25 protein-coding genes are annotated in these 18,156 nt (G+C 27.0%); 18 read left to right on the top strand and 7 right to left on the bottom strand.

All coding sequences use genetic code 11. From position 1 onward, the window contains the following. A complete protein-coding gene (gene aat / locus ACNI3D_RS11235; protein WP_419767061.1) occupies positions 1-666 on the bottom strand; it encodes a leucyl/phenylalanyl-tRNA--protein transferase in 666 nt (221 codons plus the stop codon). Between the two features lie 81 nt (positions 667-747). Here aat and ACNI3D_RS11230 point away from each other — a divergent pair, with 81 nt between their 5' ends. After that, positions 748-1,095, top strand: a complete 348-nt coding sequence (locus tag ACNI3D_RS11230) for a DUF6172 family protein (RefSeq protein ID WP_419767060.1) — start codon at positions 748-750, stop codon at positions 1,093-1,095. On the opposite strand, the gene ACNI3D_RS11225 is transcribed toward ACNI3D_RS11230, so the two are convergent. Next, positions 1,096-1,953 (bottom strand): damage-control phosphatase ARMT1 family protein, encoded by an 858-nt coding sequence (locus ACNI3D_RS11225; protein ID WP_419767059.1) that lies wholly within the window; start codon positions 1,951-1,953, stop codon positions 1,096-1,098. 166 nt (positions 1,954-2,119) lie between these two features. Here ACNI3D_RS11225 and ACNI3D_RS11220 point away from each other — a divergent pair, with 166 nt between their 5' ends. From ACNI3D_RS11220 to ACNI3D_RS11190, 7 genes are all read left to right on the top strand, one after another. Further along, positions 2,120-3,418 (top strand): NCS2 family permease, encoded by a 1,299-nt coding sequence (locus ACNI3D_RS11220; RefSeq protein ID WP_419767058.1) that lies wholly within the window; start codon positions 2,120-2,122, stop codon positions 3,416-3,418. A gap of 3 nt (positions 3,419-3,421) precedes the next feature. After that, on the top strand, positions 3,422-3,871 hold the full coding sequence (locus ACNI3D_RS11215) for a phosphoribosyltransferase (RefSeq protein ID WP_419767057.1): 450 nt from the start codon (positions 3,422-3,424) through the stop codon (positions 3,869-3,871). 75 nt (positions 3,872-3,946) lie between these two features. After that, positions 3,947-4,216 carry a hypothetical protein gene (locus ACNI3D_RS11210; protein WP_129100611.1) on the top strand — a complete coding sequence of 90 codons (270 nt, stop codon included), beginning with the start codon at positions 3,947-3,949 and terminating at the stop codon, positions 4,214-4,216. A 47-nt stretch (positions 4,217-4,263) separates the two neighbouring features. After that, the gene (locus ACNI3D_RS11205; protein WP_129100610.1) at positions 4,264-4,665 is read left to right on the top strand and encodes a DUF423 domain-containing protein; all 402 of its coding nucleotides are present in this window, start codon (positions 4,264-4,266) and stop codon (positions 4,663-4,665) included. A gap of 82 nt (positions 4,666-4,747) precedes the next feature. After that, entirely contained in the window at positions 4,748-5,248 is a 501-nt protein-coding gene (locus tag ACNI3D_RS11200) for a YajQ family cyclic di-GMP-binding protein (RefSeq protein ID WP_129100609.1), read from the top strand. A gap of 13 nt (positions 5,249-5,261) precedes the next feature. After that, on the top strand, positions 5,262-5,927 hold the full coding sequence (locus ACNI3D_RS11195; RefSeq protein ID WP_129100608.1) for a response regulator transcription factor: 666 nt from the start codon (positions 5,262-5,264) through the stop codon (positions 5,925-5,927). Beyond that, complete coding sequence (locus tag ACNI3D_RS11190; RefSeq protein ID WP_419767056.1) at positions 5,914-7,086, top strand: sensor histidine kinase; 1,173 nt, start codon at positions 5,914-5,916, stop codon at positions 7,084-7,086. Before ACNI3D_RS11195 ends, ACNI3D_RS11190 begins: the two co-directional genes overlap by 14 nt. Before the next feature lie 8 nt (positions 7,087-7,094). Here the strand turns inward: ACNI3D_RS11190 and ACNI3D_RS11185 are convergent, their stop codons facing one another. Further along, complete coding sequence (locus ACNI3D_RS11185; RefSeq protein WP_419767055.1) at positions 7,095-7,685, bottom strand: hypothetical protein; 591 nt, start codon at positions 7,683-7,685, stop codon at positions 7,095-7,097. 95 nt (positions 7,686-7,780) lie between these two features. Between ACNI3D_RS11185 and ACNI3D_RS11180 the strand changes: the two genes are divergently transcribed. Next, complete coding sequence (locus ACNI3D_RS11180; RefSeq protein WP_419767054.1) at positions 7,781-8,356, top strand: NUDIX hydrolase; 576 nt, start codon at positions 7,781-7,783, stop codon at positions 8,354-8,356. Positions 8,357-8,426: 70 nt separating this feature from the next. Here the strand turns inward: ACNI3D_RS11180 and ACNI3D_RS11175 are convergent, their stop codons facing one another. After that, complete coding sequence (locus ACNI3D_RS11175) at positions 8,427-8,669, bottom strand: hypothetical protein (protein ID WP_419767053.1); 243 nt, start codon at positions 8,667-8,669, stop codon at positions 8,427-8,429. Positions 8,670-8,915: 246 nt separating this feature from the next. Between ACNI3D_RS11175 and ACNI3D_RS11170 the strand changes: the two genes are divergently transcribed. From ACNI3D_RS11170 to ACNI3D_RS11155, 4 genes are read left to right on the top strand one after another with little or no spacing between them, the layout of a single operon-like run. Beyond that, positions 8,916-9,356: a hypothetical protein gene (locus ACNI3D_RS11170; RefSeq protein WP_419767052.1), complete on the top strand. Its 441-nt coding sequence runs from the start codon at positions 8,916-8,918 to the stop codon at positions 9,354-9,356. Next, a complete protein-coding gene (locus ACNI3D_RS11165) occupies positions 9,353-9,610 on the top strand; it encodes a hypothetical protein (protein ID WP_419767051.1) in 258 nt (85 codons plus the stop codon). The genes ACNI3D_RS11170 and ACNI3D_RS11165 overlap by 4 nt, the downstream gene beginning before the upstream one ends. Then, positions 9,607-10,251 (top strand): response regulator transcription factor, encoded by a 645-nt coding sequence (locus ACNI3D_RS11160; protein WP_419767050.1) that lies wholly within the window; start codon positions 9,607-9,609, stop codon positions 10,249-10,251. Before ACNI3D_RS11165 ends, ACNI3D_RS11160 begins: the two co-directional genes overlap by 4 nt. Continuing rightward, complete coding sequence (locus tag ACNI3D_RS11155; RefSeq protein WP_419767049.1) at positions 10,238-11,272, top strand: sensor histidine kinase; 1,035 nt, start codon at positions 10,238-10,240, stop codon at positions 11,270-11,272. Before ACNI3D_RS11160 ends, ACNI3D_RS11155 begins: the two co-directional genes overlap by 14 nt. A 47-nt stretch (positions 11,273-11,319) precedes the next feature. Here the strand turns inward: ACNI3D_RS11155 and ACNI3D_RS11150 are convergent, their stop codons facing one another. The 3 genes from ACNI3D_RS11150 to ACNI3D_RS11140 all read right to left on the bottom strand — a co-directional run bounded on the left by ACNI3D_RS11150 (position 11,320) and on the right by ACNI3D_RS11140 (position 14,291). Beyond that, positions 11,320-11,556 carry a restriction endonuclease gene (locus tag ACNI3D_RS11150; RefSeq protein WP_129101865.1) on the bottom strand — a complete coding sequence of 79 codons (237 nt, stop codon included), beginning with the start codon at positions 11,554-11,556 and terminating at the stop codon, positions 11,320-11,322. Positions 11,557-11,618: 62 nt separating this feature from the next. Further along, on the bottom strand, positions 11,619-12,632 hold the full coding sequence (locus ACNI3D_RS11145; protein WP_129101866.1) for a phospholipase A: 1,014 nt from the start codon (positions 12,630-12,632) through the stop codon (positions 11,619-11,621). A gap of 48 nt (positions 12,633-12,680) precedes the next feature. Beyond that, positions 12,681-14,291, bottom strand: coding sequence for a hypothetical protein (locus tag ACNI3D_RS11140; protein WP_419767048.1), 1,611 nt, complete (start codon positions 14,289-14,291; stop codon positions 12,681-12,683). A gap of 136 nt (positions 14,292-14,427) precedes the next feature. Here ACNI3D_RS11140 and rpe point away from each other — a divergent pair, with 136 nt between their 5' ends. From rpe to ACNI3D_RS11115, 5 genes are all read left to right on the top strand, one after another. Then, complete coding sequence (gene rpe, locus ACNI3D_RS11135; protein ID WP_419767047.1) at positions 14,428-15,069, top strand: ribulose-phosphate 3-epimerase; 642 nt, start codon at positions 14,428-14,430, stop codon at positions 15,067-15,069. 1 nt (position 15,070) lies between these two features. Further along, the gene (locus ACNI3D_RS11130; protein ID WP_419767046.1) at positions 15,071-15,661 is read left to right on the top strand and encodes a phosphoribosylanthranilate isomerase; all 591 of its coding nucleotides are present in this window, start codon (positions 15,071-15,073) and stop codon (positions 15,659-15,661) included. Next, the gene (locus ACNI3D_RS11125; protein ID WP_419767045.1) at positions 15,651-16,499 is read left to right on the top strand and encodes a 3'-5' exonuclease; all 849 of its coding nucleotides are present in this window, start codon (positions 15,651-15,653) and stop codon (positions 16,497-16,499) included. The genes ACNI3D_RS11130 and ACNI3D_RS11125 overlap by 11 nt, the downstream gene beginning before the upstream one ends. Further along, positions 16,499-17,041, top strand: coding sequence for an HD domain-containing protein (locus tag ACNI3D_RS11120; protein WP_419767044.1), 543 nt, complete (start codon positions 16,499-16,501; stop codon positions 17,039-17,041). Before ACNI3D_RS11125 ends, ACNI3D_RS11120 begins: the two co-directional genes overlap by 1 nt. Before the next feature lie 388 nt (positions 17,042-17,429). Further along, the gene (locus ACNI3D_RS11115; protein ID WP_419767043.1) at positions 17,430-18,089 is read left to right on the top strand and encodes a hypothetical protein; all 660 of its coding nucleotides are present in this window, start codon (positions 17,430-17,432) and stop codon (positions 18,087-18,089) included. Positions 18,090-18,156 lie beyond the last annotated feature (67 nt).

Raw genomic sequence — 18,156 nt, 5'->3', positions numbered from 1 at the left:
TTAGTTTTGTAAAGTTTTAAAATACTCTTCTCTAGGTATCTCTTTTGCTCCCAAGCTAGCAAGATGGTCATTATAAACTTGACAATCAATTATTTTGATACCATTTTGTTTTGCTTGGTTGCATAAGTGATAAAAGGCTACTTTTGAAGCATCTTTTTCTAGGGCAAACATACTTTCTCCACAAAATACATCACCAATGAGTAAACCATAAAGACCACCTACAAGTTTTTCATCTAAATAACACTCAATAGAAAAAGCGTATTCAAGGTGGAAAAGATTTGTATATGCTTGTATAAATTCATGGCTTATCCAAGTACTATCTTCATGTTTTCTTTTTATATTTGCACATGATTTTATAACATCTTCAAATCGTTCATTTGACTTTACTAAAAAGCCTTTGTTATTGATAACTCTTTTTAGGCTTTTAGTTAGTCTAAACTCTTCTGGATATAAAACCATTCTTTTTTTAGGACTAAACCAATGTATGTAATTGTATTCATCAATAAACCAAGGAAATATTCCATTTTGATAGGCATTGATTATTCTTTGGGGATGAAAATCACCACCAATAGCTATTAAATCATCTTTCATCATATTTAAAGTTGGAAAATCAAAGTTATTATCATCGAGAAGGTAAATTTTTTCTTTATCATCTAATAGTTTCATAAGCAAAATGTTATCTCAATTTCACTAAAAATTGTCATCAAATAGAGTAGATTTAGATATAATTGCAAAAAAAGGAAAAATTTGAAAAAAACTTTTAAACTACAAGTAGAAAATAAAAAAACTGAACGAGTAGTAGAATCAATAAAAAATGAGATAAGAAAATATATAAAAAGAGAACAAAGAAAAGCTTTACCAGAAGATAAAAACTATTGGTTTTTTGATTGTAAATTTGGAAAAAGCGATGAAACACCAGTTGAAATTCCACTTTCTCATGTTATAAAATCTATTGATTTAGCAGCAGCGGATAATTGCGAGACTTTTTATTTAGAGATTATTGCAAGAGCAGAATTTAGAAAAGAGAAACAAAGAGTTCAATCTTTAGATGAGACAAGTTCTGAAGAATTAGAGATAAGTGAAGAGGATATTTAATCATCCTCTTTTTAAGACTATCTCTCCTAAGTTTCTAGATATAGTATTTGCTACAACATTACATTTTACTTTAAATAAAAAAAAGATTTTATTATCTTTGTATGATTCTAAACACTCAAAATTACCCATACCTTTTGATAGTATTAGCGGTGTTTTATCAAATAGTTCCATGAACTCTTTTGAGGCTCTACTTTTATCTAATCCTGGAGTGTCTACACCTGAACTAATAACTTGGCAATATTTATCGATACCACTTTGTAAAGCTTCTTTTGTGGTGATATCATTTATTATGGCTTTTCCTCTTGTGGCATAGTGTATTTTAATATTTGGATATAAACTTACTATTATTTTAACCAATACTTTATCAAATACATTCTCACCTGCATTGTCTGCTAATATTATCAATGAGCCAGTTTCCTCTAACTTCTCTTTAAATATCTCATAATCATTTATTGAAAAGTTTGTTTGAAAGATAGAGTTTATCTCATCATCCAAACTAAACTCTTTTGTTGTTGCAAAATCAATTACATTGCCAGCAACTGCTGCTTTTATTGCTGTAAAAAGTTTATCCTCACTTGACGAGATTTTATCTTCTATTAGAGGTAAGTATGTAGTGGCTTTTTTGATAGATTCTTGTTTTAAAGTTTCTAATGGATCTTTTAAATTTGTTTTGAAACCAAGATATTCATAAACTTCTTTAGCTACAAAGGGAGGTGATTTTTCAAAATCAAAGTCTAAGGCTCTTTTTTCTACTTCATTATTTATCTCTTTTGCAAGAGATTCATCTAGATTAAGTAGTTTCGTAGCTTTATTTATTTGCCCAACTATACACTCAACACAATCATTTGTTATATTCATATTTTTACTTTTGTTTTTTCTTATTATAGAAAATCTTTCTTTATATAAGGTAATATTTTATTGCTTTAATAAATAATAATTCATTTTTGGATATTATTCGAGGGTAAAAAAGCAAGAAAATATTTCTTCTTTTCTCTCTTTTTAAAATTATTACATAGGATTTGATGTGGGTTTTTTTAAATTAAAAAAATACAATACAAATGTCAAGACAGAGTTTACTGCTGGGTTAACGACATTTTTGACGATGATGTATATCGTCCCAGTAAATGGATTTATACTTGCAGACGCAGGTCTTCCAATGGATGCAGTTATTACTGCCACTGCTTTAATTACTATTTTAGCTACAATTTTTTCAGGTCTTTGGTCAAATACTCCAATTGCTATGAGTGTTGGTATGGGACTAAATGCTTACTTCTCATACGGTTTAGTTTTAGGTATGAAAATACCTTGGCAAACAGGTTTAGGTATAGTTTTCCTTTCTGGTATTTTATTTGTTATTTTATCTTTTACAAACTTTAGAGTTTGGATTATGACTTCTATTCCACTTAATTTAAGAAGAGCAATTAGTGCAGGTATTGGTACCTTTATTGCTTTTATTGGTTTAAAACAAATGGGTATGATAGTTGCTAGTCCTGCAACATTGGTTACTTTAGGTGATTTTACAAAAGATACTGTTTTATTAGGTACTTTTGGTTTGATTTTGACTTTTATTTTATTTGCATATAATTTAAAAGGTGCCTTTATTTTATCTATTCTTGTAACTTCAATAGTTGGATGGATTTTTGGAATAGGAGCAGCTCCTACATCATTATTTTCGGCTCCTGCATCAATTTCTCCAATATATTTTCAATTAGATATTATGAGTGCAATTAGTTTGTCACTTTTACCTGTTATTATTACATTTTTAGTTACTGATATGTTTGATACTCTAGGTACTTTGACAGGAGTTGGATCAAGAGCTAATCTTTTTCAAGAGAATAATAAAGAAGATAAATCTTTACAAAAAACACTTGAAGCAGATGCCATTGCAACAGTTGGTGGGAGTTTATTGGGTGTTTCGACAACTACAGCATTTGTTGAAAGTGCTTCAGGTGTAGAAGCTGGTGGAAGAACAGGATTAACAGCTGTTTTTACAGCTCTTTTATTTATAACAACTCTGTTTATGTTACCACTTTTTAAATCGATTCCACCAAATGCAATTTATCCTATTTTGGTAGTTGTTGGAGTATTGATGTTTAGTGAACTAGGAAAAATAAATTTTGAGAAAGTGGATTTTGCAACTTCAGCAGCAGCTTTTTTTATAGTTTTACTTATGCCATTGACTTATTCAATTACAAATGGTATATCAGCAGGTTTTATTGTTTATACAATTATAAAATTAGTTAAAAAAGAGACAAAAGATATAAATATTGGAATTATTCTTTTAACATTTATTTCTTTATTAGTTTTTATATTAAGAGGTTAGAAATTGCAAGAAAAGTATTATTATGGTTATGAAGAGTTCAAGGAAGATACTCAAGTTTTAGTAAATAAGTGTAGGGATTATGAACCTGAAATTTTGTTGGCAGTTGCAAGGGGTGGGCTTACATTATCTCATCTTATGGGACAAGCAATGAATATGAGAAATGTCTTTTCTCTTAATTCTATTCATTATGAAGGGGAGTTGAAACTAGACACATTTAATATTTTTAATATTCCTGATGTATCACATGCAAAAAGAGTTTTAGTTATAGATGATATTGTTGATAGTGGCGAAACTATGAGAGAAATTTTAAAAAGATTAAGAGAAAAATTTCCTCATACAGAATTTAGATTAGCTACAATATTTTATAAACCAACTGCATGTATAAGTGCTGATTATTCAGTAAAAATTGCAGATAAGTGGATAGAGTTTTTTTGGGAAATTGATATTATATAATATATTAAGTATATAATATATGTATATTTAGTATATTTTTAGTATAATTTCGTCATTAATAAAATAGGAGAATATATGACCTTTATAGATTTTAAAAAACTTCTTTTGGATGCAGAATTAACGATTCCGAAGTTTACAGCGCTTATTAAAGTAAGTGAAAAAAACATACAAGCATATAAAAAGAAAAAAGAAGTTCCAAACGCTATAGCTGTTGTAGCTGCATGTTTTGCTAAGATGAACCAAGATGGCGTTGATTTTAAAGAAATCATAGAAGAGTTAGACTTAAAGAAAAAAGAGAAAAAAGGTGCTGGCTTCTCTGCTTCAAAAGATAAATCAAAAAGTTAATTAATTTTTTTTAGATATACTTCCCAATAAAAATTTGGGAGTATATTATGTTTATTACAAAACACACAAAAAACTTTTTAATCATTGCTTCATTTATGATGGCACTTGGCATTGCTATTGGTGCTTTTGGAGCACATGGTTTAAAAGCTACTACAGATGAATACTTAATGGCAGTTTACCATACTGGTGTTCAATATCAATTTTATAACACACTTGGACTTTTTGGTGTTGCACTTATCACTTATTTTTTACCAAATTCAAAACAAATTGTTATTTCAGGTTATTTACTTATTTTAGGAACATTAATTTTTTCTTGTTCTTTATATATGTTAGTTATACTGAAACTTTCTTGGCTTGGAGCAATTACACCTTTTGGTGGAACTATTATGATTATTTCATGGATAATTATTGGATTTACAGTACTTAATGAACTTAAAATAAAAGAATAGAAGAGATAAATATAATCTCTTAATAATCATTACATAAAGTTTTTATATAATATATAAATAAATTATTAAAATAGGAGACAATATGGCAGTAAAAGAACACGCATTTGATATTTCAGCAAAGCTTGATATGCAAGAACTTAAAAATGCAGTTATTCAATCGCAAAAAGAAATAGAAAATAGATATGACTTCAAAGGTTTAAAAGCAGAAATTGATTTTAACCAAGGTGCTAAAACAATCACTTTAATATCTTCAAGTGATAATAAAGTTGATGCTATGTATGATATTTTAATTTCAAAGATGAATAAAAGAGGGCTCTCTATAAATTCACTTGATGAAGCAAAAAAAGATGATAGTTCAGGTGGAAATAGAAAATATGTTTATGCAATAGTAGATTCAATCAAACAAGATGAAGCAAAACAAATCCAAGTGGAAATAAAAAATTTAAAATTAAAAGTAAAAGCTGTAAATCAAGGTGATGAGATAAGAGTTACAGGAAAAAATATTGATGATTTACAAACTATAATGAAGCATTTAAAATCAATGGATTTCAAATCACCACTTGTATTTGATAACTTCAAATAAAAAATGATAAATCATGAAGGTTTTATTATTAGAGGATGACTTAGCATTAAGTGATATTTTAAATGACTATTTAATGGACAAAGGTTATGATGTAACTTTATGCAATAAGGGTGAAGATGCTTTAGAAAAATTGATTGATAGTATTTATGACTTTGCAATACTAGATGTAAATACTCCAACTATGTCAGGTCTTGATGTTTTAAAATATATTAGAAATGACTACAAAAGTCAAACTCCTATTATAATCATTACCGCATACCAAGATACAAAGCATTTAAAAACTGCTTTTGAACTTGGGAGTGATGATTATATAAAAAAACCTTTTGATTTAGAAGAGTTAGAACAAAGAATAAATAAGCTTTGTAGATACTTTTCTCTTGGAAAAGTTGACGAAATGAAAATCGATGATAATATCTCTTTTTTACCTTCTGAATCTTTAGTTATAACAAATGGTAAAAAAATAAGAGTAGCTCAAAAAGAAAAAGAAATCTTAAAATATTTTATAACTCACTCTAATAGAGTTATATCCTCAGAGGAATTATTACAAAATATTTGGAAATATGATGAACAACCAACCGATGCAACTATTAGGGTTTATATAAAAAATCTTAGGGAAATTTTAGGAAAAGAAAAAATAGAGACTATACGAGGAATAGGATACAAATTTGAACAAAAATGAAAAAAAAGCTTTATTTAGTTTTTTATTTATATATATAGGCTCGACGGTTTTAATTCTTTTTATTTTATTACTTTCTTATTATAAAAAAGAGATTGATATGGTAGATCGTCGATGTTCAATTGAAATGAGTAGTGCTGCAAATATGCTAAAAGCAAATATCTTAAATGCTTATATGGAAAAGGTACCTTTTCTTCCAACTCCATTAAAAAATGAGAATCTAAAGTATGGCCTTTTTGATAAAAATGGGAAAGTAATCTTTTCTCAATTTGAAAATAGTAAGATAGATTTTGATAAAGAGGCTTCTCACAATGAAAGTCACTCTTTTCATGTGGCAAAACTTGAAGAGCACCATGATGAAAAAATTGATATTAAATATATTGTAATTGAAACAAATCAAATAATTAGTGATACACAAAAATTAAAAATCTATATAAGTATTATTTTGCTATTGGCAACTTGTTTTATTGGAGGTATAGGATATTTACTTGCAAAATTACTTTTAAAACCTGTTCGAGAAAAAGTTGAACAAATGGACAAGTTTATAAAAGATTCTGCCCATGAATTAAATACTCCAATTGCAGTTTTGATGACTTCTACTTCTGCTTTAAAACAAGGAAGAAATGCCCAAAAGATGCTAAAGTATATTATAAGTAGTGCTAAACAAATTTCGCAATTATATAATGACATGCATTATAGTGCTTTTAATGAACAAGATATTTTTTTAGATGTTAATATTGATTTTGCTGAGTTGGTAAATGAAAGTGTTGAGTTTTTTCAAGATATTGCTATTACAAAAGGTATTAGGATAAATGAAGAACTTGAACCTTGTGATATTTTTATGGACAAAACAAAAACTCAAAAAATAGTAAATAATCTTATTTCAAATGCAATTAAATATTCAAAAAAAGATGCTCAAATAACTGTAAAACTAAAAGGTACTATTTTTTCTGTTCAAGATTTTGGGATAGGAATTGAACAAAAAGATCAAGAAGAGATTTTCAAAAGATACAAAAGAGGTGAAAATTTTGAAGGTGGATTTGGCATAGGATTAGATATTGTAAATGGAGTTTGTAAAGAGTATGATCTCAAAATTTCATTAAAATCAAGGAAAAATGAAGGTTCTACATTTTTTATTGATTTTAAATCTGTTGCAAAATAAAAAGGATCCTAAAACTTCATACTTAATTCTATCGTACCATTTTTATTCTCTTTTATTTGGGTATCAACATAGTTTCTTTTATTTGATAGTTGTCCTTGAATAGTTTGCATTACATGCCAAAACTTTTCATTAAAAGGTGAACTTATATCTTTTATTTTGTGCTCTTTTATTATGTCTGCTATTATTTCTATGATATGCATATAACAAATTTTATTTATACTTCTTTGTATTCTATATTCATGCATGATTTTTAAATTATTTTGCAAGGCCATTAATTCATCTTTATTTAATAAAGGGTGAGAGATTGGGCTATTTTCAATCTCTTCTTTTAAGTATTGTTTATATGAAGTAATCTCTTTTTCAATAGTTTTTCTCAACTCAGGCTTATATCCTATAATGATATTTTCTATTTCTTCATCACTTGGTTTTGTAATTTGAGCATCATATTTATAAATTATGCCTTGTACATATTCATGATTGATTGCATTTAAAATTTCTATCGCAGTTTGAATATACACATATTTGTCTTCTTTCCCATCTTTGAAACTTACTCCATGTTCTGAAATTATTGGTTTTGGTCCTATGTATTTTAGTTGCATTTCTAGCCTTAAAAAATTATTATTCAATTTATTTTACTATATATTTACTTTTTTTAAATAAATTTTGTATAAAATAATTGATTAAAGGCTAATAAATGAATAATATAATTAAAAATTTTAAAACATCTATTTTAGAAGATACAAAATTTGTGCATCCTGTAAAGTTAACATATAATCAAAATGGAATAGATAAAACTTGGGAAGCAGTTAAAAGCTTCGATTCTGTTGCTGTTTTACTTTACAATATAGATAAAAATGCTTTTTTATTAGTAAAACAATTTAGAGCTCCTGTTTATTTAAATGATAAATCAAACTTGTGTACTTATGAACTTTGTGCTGGGATTATTGATAAAGATATATCTTTGGAAATGATTGTAAAAGAAGAGATTGATGAGGAGTGTGGTTATGATGTTCCGTTAGAAAACATAGAAAAAATCACTTCTTTTTATACAAATGTTGGAATAAGTGGAGGAAAACAAAACTTATACTATGCCCAAATAAATGATAACATGAAAGTGCATAATGGCGGAGGAATCCATGATGAACAAATAGAGACTATGTATCTTCCTATCAATGAGTATAAAGAGTTTATTTATGATGAAAGTAAAGCGAAAACACCAGGATTGATGTTTTCGTTTGTTTGGTTTATGGAAAATAAGATATCTAATTAATATCTTTAAAAAATATAAATTACCCAGCTATTTTTAATAGCTAGGTAATTTTTATATAAATAATTCAGCATTATTTTTCAAGTGTTTTTGAAAATTTTAATTTATTGTTAACAATTTCTTGAGCTGCTGGAAGTTCTTTTTTGTCCATATTTGAAAGTTCTTTATCAAGCTCTTTTAATAAGGCACCTCTTGCTTTTGAATCTTCTGTATTATTGATTTTATTTACTAATGTATTTACATTGCTAACTCCATTTGCAAATAATCCAGTCATTCCTAATATCGCTAAAACTGCTAATTTTCTATTTAATTTCATTTTTCTTTCCTTATTTTTTAAATGTATGGAAGTATATAAATAAAGTGTAAGTTATGTATTAGTTCTATAATCTTCTATTTTATATGTAAATGTTGATGTTTAATGAGTATTAGATTATAATTCTATCCCTTTGGAATAGTTTTATTCCATAATGATTAAAAAATAGTTTCTCATGTAATTTAGTAATATAACTAAATAATATTAAGTTATATAAAATAGAGTTTCACAATAAAAGGAAAAATTTAAATGAATAAACTATTACAAATACCTTTTATAATAGCTTTTTCAATATTTTTAATTGGATGCAGTTTACAAAATACAAGTCAAGTATCTCCAAATAATAAAAATGAAGATTTGCAAAAACAAATAAAAGAAAATATCAATAGTAAGTATTGTAATAAATATAAAAAAGTAGTGAATTATGCAGCAAGTTATATTGAAAAAGAGTTTGAAGATGGATATTTTTCAAAAAATGATATAGTTGGAGCAAAAGCACAACTTTTTTTAGTAGAAAGTAGTTCTCCTACAGTTTTTGCAAAAAATATAAATACAGCAAATGATTCTTATAACTCAAATTATGAATTAGCTAAAAAGAGTAATTGTGACTTAAGTGAGTTCTCTTCTAATCCACTTTTAAAATTAAAAAACAGCATAAAAATACTTGAAGATAAAAAGGATAAAAAATGATTCTTTTTAAATCTTTGATTATTCTTTTTTTATTTTCAACAACAAGTTTATTTGCTCAAACAAAAGAAGTAGATAAATTACTTGAAAAAGTAAATCAAGCTTCAACACCTCAAGAAAAAAAAGAATTAATAGAAAAACTAAAAAAAGAATTGGCTACTAAAAATATAAAAGCAAGACAAGAATCTGATGCAATTATAAAAGCAAAAGAGAAGATGCCAAATAAATTTTTTGATGAAAAAGCAATTGAACAATGAGTAAAAAACTAAAAATCTTACTTCTTGAAGATGATGAAATCTTAGCACAAACTATGGTACAGATTTTAGAACAAGAAAACTATGCTGTAACTTTAGTGAGTGATGGGGAAGAGGTTTTAGAATATACCTATGATAATAAGTATGACCTTTATTTATTTGATGTAAATGTTCCTTTACTTGATGGGATGGAGACCTTAAGACTTTTAAGAGAAGCTCAAGACTCTACTCCTACTTTTTTTATCACGGCAAAGATTGATATCAAATCAACTCTTAAAGGCTTTGATTATGGCTGTGATGATTATATTAAAAAGCCATTTGATTTAGATGAACTTTTAGCTCGTATTCAAGCTACTTTAAAGAGAAAAAATCCTGTTGTTCAATATAAAGATATTACTTTTGATTTACTTGAAAGTAGGGTTTTAAAAGATAATACAGAAGTAACACTTGGAAGTGTTGAAAAAGATATTTTCTCTTTACTTATGCGAAATATCGGTATGACAGTTGATAAGTCATCATTTTTTGATTGCATGAATAGACCAAGTGAACCAGCACTTCGAGTTTTGATTAGTAAATTAAAAAAAGTTTTAGATTTAGAAATAAGTAATATCAAAGGTATAGGATATAGACTTGAAAAATTATGAGAAAAAATCACTTCTTACTACGATTGCTCTTTTTTTCATACCTTTATTAATACTTGCTAGTATTGTTTTGTATATGTATCAAGTGGATAAAATAAAAGATATAGAACAAAATATTTTATACCAAATGAAAGATTATACTTTTGATTTCAAAGGTGATAAGTTTTCATTAGATATTGTACAAGATGATAAACAAAAAAAACTTTTTAAAATCTACCATTGTGAAGAGGGACTTTGTGCCTATTTCCAAATCCCAACAACTGGACCATATCTTTTAAAAGTAATTTATGACAAAAAGAAGTATGAAAAAGTATATCAAGAATTTTTAATTAAGATTTTCAAATTCTCAGTTGTAGTCTCTTTCTTTCTTCTTTTTTTATCTGTTGGTTTTGCTATGTATTCACTAAGACCCATGAAAGAAGCTTTGCGTCTTTTGGAAGATTTTTTAAAAGACTTAATCCATGATTTAAATACTCCTGCAACTTCTATTTTGTTAAATTCTAAGTTATTAAGAAGAAGAGGGGATTTTGAAGAGATTGAGAGAATAGAACTTAGTGCTAAAAGTATCTCTTCTTTGTATAAAAATCTAGAACTAATAACTCCAAATGAAATGGCAAAAAGTGAAGATGTATCATTAGAAGAGCTTGTAAATGCTAAAATCGAGATTTTGCATAAGTTATATCCCAAAATAAAATTTAACAAAAATATGGAAAATCTAATAATAAAAAGCAATAAAAATGCCCTTGATCGTATTATTGATAATTTATTAACAAATGCTTGTAAATATAATAAAAAAAATGGTGAAGTAAATATAAGTACAAAAAATCGAAAACTTATAATAGAAGATACAGGAATAGGCATAAAAGATGTTAAAAAAGTATTTCAAAGGTATTATAAAGAGAATGAGACAGGACTTGGTATTGGTATGAGTATTGTAAAACAACTTTGTGATATTTTGGATATAAATATAAATATAACTAGTGTGATTGATAAGGGTACAAAGATAGAACTTACTTTTAAATAGGTTGAGTAAAAATCATCTTTGAAAAACTCAAAGATGATTTTTACTACTTAAAGAACTTTCGATATTTTTAGTTTAGTATTAATAATTTGCTGAGCGGTAATAAGGTCTTCTTGCCCCATTGATGAAAGCCTTGCATCAAGTTTCTTCAATAGTTGGCTTCTTTCATTTAAATTAGTAGCTGTATTGATTTTATCTACTAATACATTTACATCATTAATTCCAGCAGCGAATAATCCCGTTGCCCCTAATATTGCAAAAATTGCTATTTGTTTACCTAACTTCATATTTCACTCCTTTTTTTAAAGATGTGAAAGTATATAAATAAAGTGTTAGTTAAGTGTAAGTTTTATCTTGAAAGGCTAATTCCAAAACTAATTCTATTTACTTCTTTGTTATAATCAATTAAACTATCCCCATAACCACTAGATAACTGAACAAATCCAAAGGTATTTTTTGAACCCCATAATGGGAAACTCCAATTGAATTGTGCAAAACCCTTATTAGAATCATCAAATTTTAGATTATTTCTAAGCAATAGTTTAAATGTGTGTGTTTTATATGGTAAATAAAAAGTTAAATCTCCATATCCAAGATAATCTTCTATATCAGGGTTATCATCATCTGAATCATCAGGAATTCTATACCAAACTCTTGGACTAAAAAACAAGCTTGAAAATTGGAAATAACTTTGAGCATATAATCGATTCCATGATCTAGAATCTTCTTTCCCTTGTCCATTTGATTCATGTAAAAAACCAAATTTAAGTGATTTTAAATATGTTTTACCTTTTTTCCCATAAGGGATTGTAACAAAAACTTCAGGTCTATAATTTGTCTCCCTAAAAGGAGAAGATTCAGAATATAATTGCCACCATGAAGTTTGGGTATATCCAAAGTTAATACTCTCTTTTAAACCAAAGAAGTTATAAGTAATAGGTTTTTTTACACTTAATTGAAATACAGTTTCTACATGTTTTCTATCTTTATTAGATTTTGAAGTATAAGAAAATGGCAAAAGATAGTTTTCATCATAAGGATAAAGGTCAAAAGAAGAGGCTAAAATTTGAGATAGAGTATTGTTTGTCTCTTTGTCTTCAATTGGATTTAATACTTTTTTAGTTGCTTTTACTTCTGCTAGTTTATCTTTATCTATAAATAAAGTAGCTTCATCTGTTTTTGTTTGAGCATCTAAAGTAGATACTTTTTTTTGCCCATTTTTTGCTATTTGTTTATATATAAGCATAGCTTCTTTGTAGTTATGCTCATCTTCGTATTTTTTAGCTTTTGCATATAGCTCATCATTGTTTTCATTTGCAAAAATTGTTGTTATTAAAAATATAAGTATAAATATTTGTCTCATTTGTCTTCCTATAAAAATATTTGTTATATTAGCGTAATTTTCATTTTATTAGTTTATAACTTCACATAAATTCCATCGTGAAGAATCATATACTATAAAGTATTGTTTATCATACATACTCACTGATGCTTTATTAAAAGGTATTTTATTTAGATTTTGAGAAGGTGTGATTCTTATCTCATATAAAAACTTAGTATCTGTTATCTTTTGACAAAACATTTTGTTTTTACCTTTCATCAAACTCCAAATATACAAACCATCATCACTAAAGAAACTTTTTGCACCCTCTAGTTTTACTTTTGTTTTTTCCCATTTAAATATATTATTTTGATTTTCCTCTTTTTCATCACTATTAGAAAAAGAGTTTAATAGTTTTTTAAATATGTTAGTTTTACTTGAAGGGCTTACTAAATCCATATTTTCACTATAATGATAACTTGTGAGTAAAGTATAAGGATGTTCTCCTCCTAGTTGCCTATTTATACTACTTCCTTCAACTATGCACCAAATTTTATCATGACTATATGTACACTCATGTAAATAAATATAAGAGGGACTACGTTCATTTATTCCTAGCCTGTCTATGATTTCAGGTTCGTTTATTTCTTTATAAATGTTTAGCATTTGGCAAGTTGAATTTTTTATTTTTAGTATACTTAATGCTCTGCCTTCTTTTTTAGCAGGGGTATAAAAATGTACTAATAAAGTATCATCATTTATAGCTATTACATTTGAGAAACTGGGAATTCTTAAAAATTCATCTTTTGTTAAATGTTTTAAATCATCAGGATTACTCATCTCATAATAAATAGGATTAGAATTTTCATATAAAGGCATAAATGTGACACCTTGGAGTGTAAGTACAGCTATTCCCTCTCTCCAAGCACAGTAAACCAAAGAGTTATCTTTGATTGTCAAGCTATTTATTGTATTGTTTGTGTCTAAACAAAAAATATCAAGTCTTGATTCTTTTTTTTCTTTATTATATATTTTAAGGACTACTTTGGTTTTATTGATAAATGATATATTATCTAAAGAGTCTTCTTTTGCTAGTTCAAATTCTTTTGTTATTTTTGTCTTTTTTAAAGTAGGTTCTTCGTAAGCCATACCTTTTTTTATAAGTTTTTGTATCAGTGGGTCTTTTTTGTTGTATTTTACTTTTGCAGGATATTCTACACTTTTAATAAGTTCTGTGCTTAATTCAAAGTTATCAAGTAAATAATTTGTAAATTTATGTGAAGTAGTACTTCCTAAGAAAGAGTAATCAAATAGTCTTTCATAATCAAAAACAGTTCCAGCTGAAATCCAATCTTTCACATACTCAAGTGCAGAATCCCTAGATAGATTTTTTAATATAATTTCATCTTCAATAACTAAAGGTGCATCTTGTAAATATTTTTTTATCATTTTAAGAAGTGAACTAAAGTCATAATTTCTACCATCTTTTACTTTCATAAAGCTAAGTAAAAATATATCATTATCACTTATAAGCTGATTGTTTCTAAGATATTCAATAGCTTCAATATTATCTCTTTCCCATAATATTGTTACATATTGATAAAAGGGTTCTTTTAGGTTTAGCTTTTTTAATTCTTCTAGATCTTTGTCTTTAATCATTTTCAGAAATATTTTTTTTTCTTCATTACTTATTTTAGTCATTTTTCTTTATTGTTCCTTTTATAATTTTTATGTTATCTAAACTATTATTAGAAAACTACGCTTTTATTTTAAAGCACTTATTTTATATTTTTAAAAAAAATGATATAATCGCCACAATTAAAGAAAAAGGTATTTTATGTTAGTTGCCCCCTCGATACTATCAGCTGATTTTGGTAAATTAAATGAAGAGATTACTGCAATCTGTGATGGTGGTTGTGATTTGATTCATGTGGATGTTATGGATGGTCATTTTGTGCCAAATATGACTTTAGGACCAGTTGTTGTAACTCCTGTTGCAAAGATTGCTACAAAACCACTTGATGTACATTTGATGGTAGAAAACAATACATTTTTTGTGGATTTATTTGCTCCACTTAAACCTGAATATATCTCATTTCACATAGAAAGTGAAAAACACCCACATAGACTTATACAAAAAATAAGAGACTATGGAATAAAACCAGCAATCGTACTAAACCCACACTCGACTCCTGAGTCAATAGAGTATCTGTTGGAAGATTTAGATATGGTTTTACTAATGTCAGTAAACCCAGGATTTGGTGGACAAAAGTTTATTACAAGTGTTGTTGAAAAGAGTATAAAACTAAAAGAGCTTATAAATAAAAGAAATCCAAACTGTCTAATTGAAGTAGATGGTGGAGTAAATGATAAAAACATCCATGAATTAAAAGCTGCTGGAGTTGATGTTGTTGTAGCTGGTTCTTTTGTATTTTCACAGGATGATTACTCAAAAGCAATAAAATCTCTTCAGGTGTAATATGAAAGTTAAAATTTGCGGTATAACAAATCTAGAAGATGCCCTTGATGCGATAAATGCAGGAGCTGATGCTTTAGGATTTGTATTTTATGAGCCAAGTCCTAGATATATAAGACCAATTGATGCTAAAAAAATAGTTGAGCAACTTCCTCCTTTTGTGCAAACAGTAGGACTTTTTGTAAATGAATCATCAAAACATATAAATGACATCTGTAAAGTTGCACATATGCAATTGGCACAAATAATAGATGATGAAGATACCACAGAGTTTGATAACCTTGAAGTAACATACATAAAAGTTGAAAGAATAGAATCAAAAGAAGACTTAGAAGACTTAGAAGATAGTTTTAAATTAGTAGATGCCTTTGTTCCAGGTTTTGGAGGTGAGGGTAAAAGAATAGTCCTTGATTGGTTTAAAGAACTTGATTGCTCTAAAATAATACTTGCTGGTGGATTAAAATCTGAAAATCTAAATGAGCTAAAAGGTTTTGGCTTTTATGGTGTAGATGTGAGTAGTGGAGTAGAACAAAGCAAAGGCAAAAAAGATAATCAAAAAATGATTGACTTTGTAAAAGTAGCCCATGAAATCTAAAAAACAAACTCTACCTTCAAACAGTGATATAATCGCATCAAGGATTAAAAAAGGACTAAATACTTTAGATGAGTTATTAAAGCTAATTGAGTCTATGAAAAATACTTTTTTTGCTGATGCCAATTTAGAACTAGAACTTCTTTTATCAAATGGTTTTCCACTAGATATTATTGATGAAAAAGTACTTTTAAAAACAAAAGAAAACCAAATAAAAGACCAAGTTTTTTGTATCGTAGACATTGAGACAAATGGAAGCAATGTAAACAAAGGGCAAGTCATAGAAATAGGTGCAGTAAAACTTAAAAATGGTGAGATAATAGATAGTTATGAATCCCTAGTTTATGCAAAAGATGTACCTCCTTATATCCAAGAAGTGACAAATATAACTCCTAGTATGTTAAAAGATGCACCAGTATTAAAAACTGTACTTGAAGAGTTTAAGATATTTTTAGAAGATGATGTTTTTGTTGCCCATGATATCAAGTTTGATTATAGATTTATTTCAGAATCATTTAAAAAGTATAACTTAGGTGAATTACATAATAGAAAGCTTTGTACTATTGATTTGTCAAAGAGAACAATAGAAGCTCAAAGATATGGTTTAGACTTTTTAAAAGATTTATTACATATAGATATAGATACTCAACATAGAGCCTATAGTGATGCTCTAAGCACAACTTATATCTTAAAAGAATCACTTTCAAAATTGCCAGAGAAAATTCTAACAGCTGAAGATTTGATAGCTTTTTCAAAATCTGATAATATAATAAATAATAAAAACAACCAAGCAAAACAAAATAGACAAAAAAAGCAAAATATAACACAAAAGGAAGATTGATGTTTTCACAAGAAAAATACCTAAAAGCATTAAATTATGCGGCTAAGGTACATGGAGAACAAAAAACTCCCAAAGGATTACCTTATATTACTCATTTGACATCAGTTGCAATGGAGATGATGCATGCCTGCGAACAAGGTGAAGTAAAACTAGAAGATGCAGATTTCGCAATACAAATTGCTCTATTACATGATGTATTAGAAGATACAAATGCAACTATTAGTGAACTAATAGAAGAGTTTGGAGATGAAATTGCAAGTGGTGTTGAAGCCTTAACAAAAGACCCATCAATTGAGTCTAAAAAACAACAAATGGCTGAAAATATAAATAGGCTACTAACTCAAAGCTATGCAGTACAATGTGTAAAACTAGCAGATAGAATCACAAACTTACAAAAACCACCAGAATCTTGGGATAATGAAAAAGTATATAACTATTTTCAAGAATCAAAGTTTATACTTAGCTGTTTGAAAAATGCGAATCCATTTTTATCGAAGAGATTGGAAGATAAGATTAATAACTACAGAATATACATAAAATAAGTTTAAAACTCATCTTTTATCCATGTAACGAAGTGGAATCCATACTTGCACATTTCTGCGTTCGACTGCAAGTTTTTTGCACGCGTGAAATTTCCTTATGCCTTTAGGCATAAGTTTTCTCCTACTTCCTTACTTTAGTAAGCTCCTTTAAAAAACTTTTGTCTGCCTTGAACTTGAATAAAATATGAGTTTTATATACATTAGTGATAGCTTTTTAATGAATAAAAATTATAATTTATATATAATAATTATATCCTTTTATGTTTTGAAGGTATAAAACAAGAATTATTAAATTTCAAATAACAATTTATGGTAGGGAAACTTTGGAAGATAAAATAGAGTTAATTTTTATTAGTAGACTTTATGAAAATGACAAAAGAAATGTGTTATGAATAAAGAAATTGAAAATAAACAAATAGAATTGATAGCTGATAAAAATGGTTTTTTATTTGAGATAGAAGATAAGGGGTATATTATTTTTAGGTTATATATAACAATATTAATGTTGACAATTTTTTTATTTCTTTATGCTTGGAATGGATTTAGTTTATCAAATATTAGTGATGATGGAAGACTAGGGCGATTAGCTGTTTATATTAGTTTACCTTTTTTTATATATCAGCTATTTTTTATCATAATTTATAATCTAAAAAAAGAAAAAAGAAAAATTAAGTTTTATGAAAAATATATTTTAGTAGAGATTTTAAATTATAAAATTATATGTAATAAAATAAAAAAAATTTATATTTTAGAAAGCAATAATGTATCAGGTAAAGTGCTTGCTCATAATAAACTTTTTTTAATAATACTTTTCCCTATTTATTTATTTTCAGTATGTTGTTCTAATTTATATCTATATATTTTAACAAAAAAAAATAAAGTAGATAATATTTTATTCATTATGCATAACGGAGATAAAATTTCCAGTATATCTTATAGGTTATTAGATAATAAATCTCAACAAAAGGTTGAATTATATTTTAAAAAATATATGAATACTGATTTTACTAAAATTGAAAAAAAAGCATTTTTAATACCAAGTAAATAGAAAGGAATATTATGAAAATTCTAGGGACAGGATATTTAATTACAAATAAATCAAGCTCATAAGAAGC

Source organism: Arcobacter siniprincipis (SeqCode), from assembly GCF_048571125.1.
Lineage (GTDB): Bacteria > Campylobacterota > Campylobacteria > Campylobacterales > Arcobacteraceae > Arcobacter > Arcobacter siniprincipis.
The sequence above is the reverse complement of the archived record's forward strand: the minus strand, read 5'-3'. Positions and strand labels throughout refer to the sequence as shown.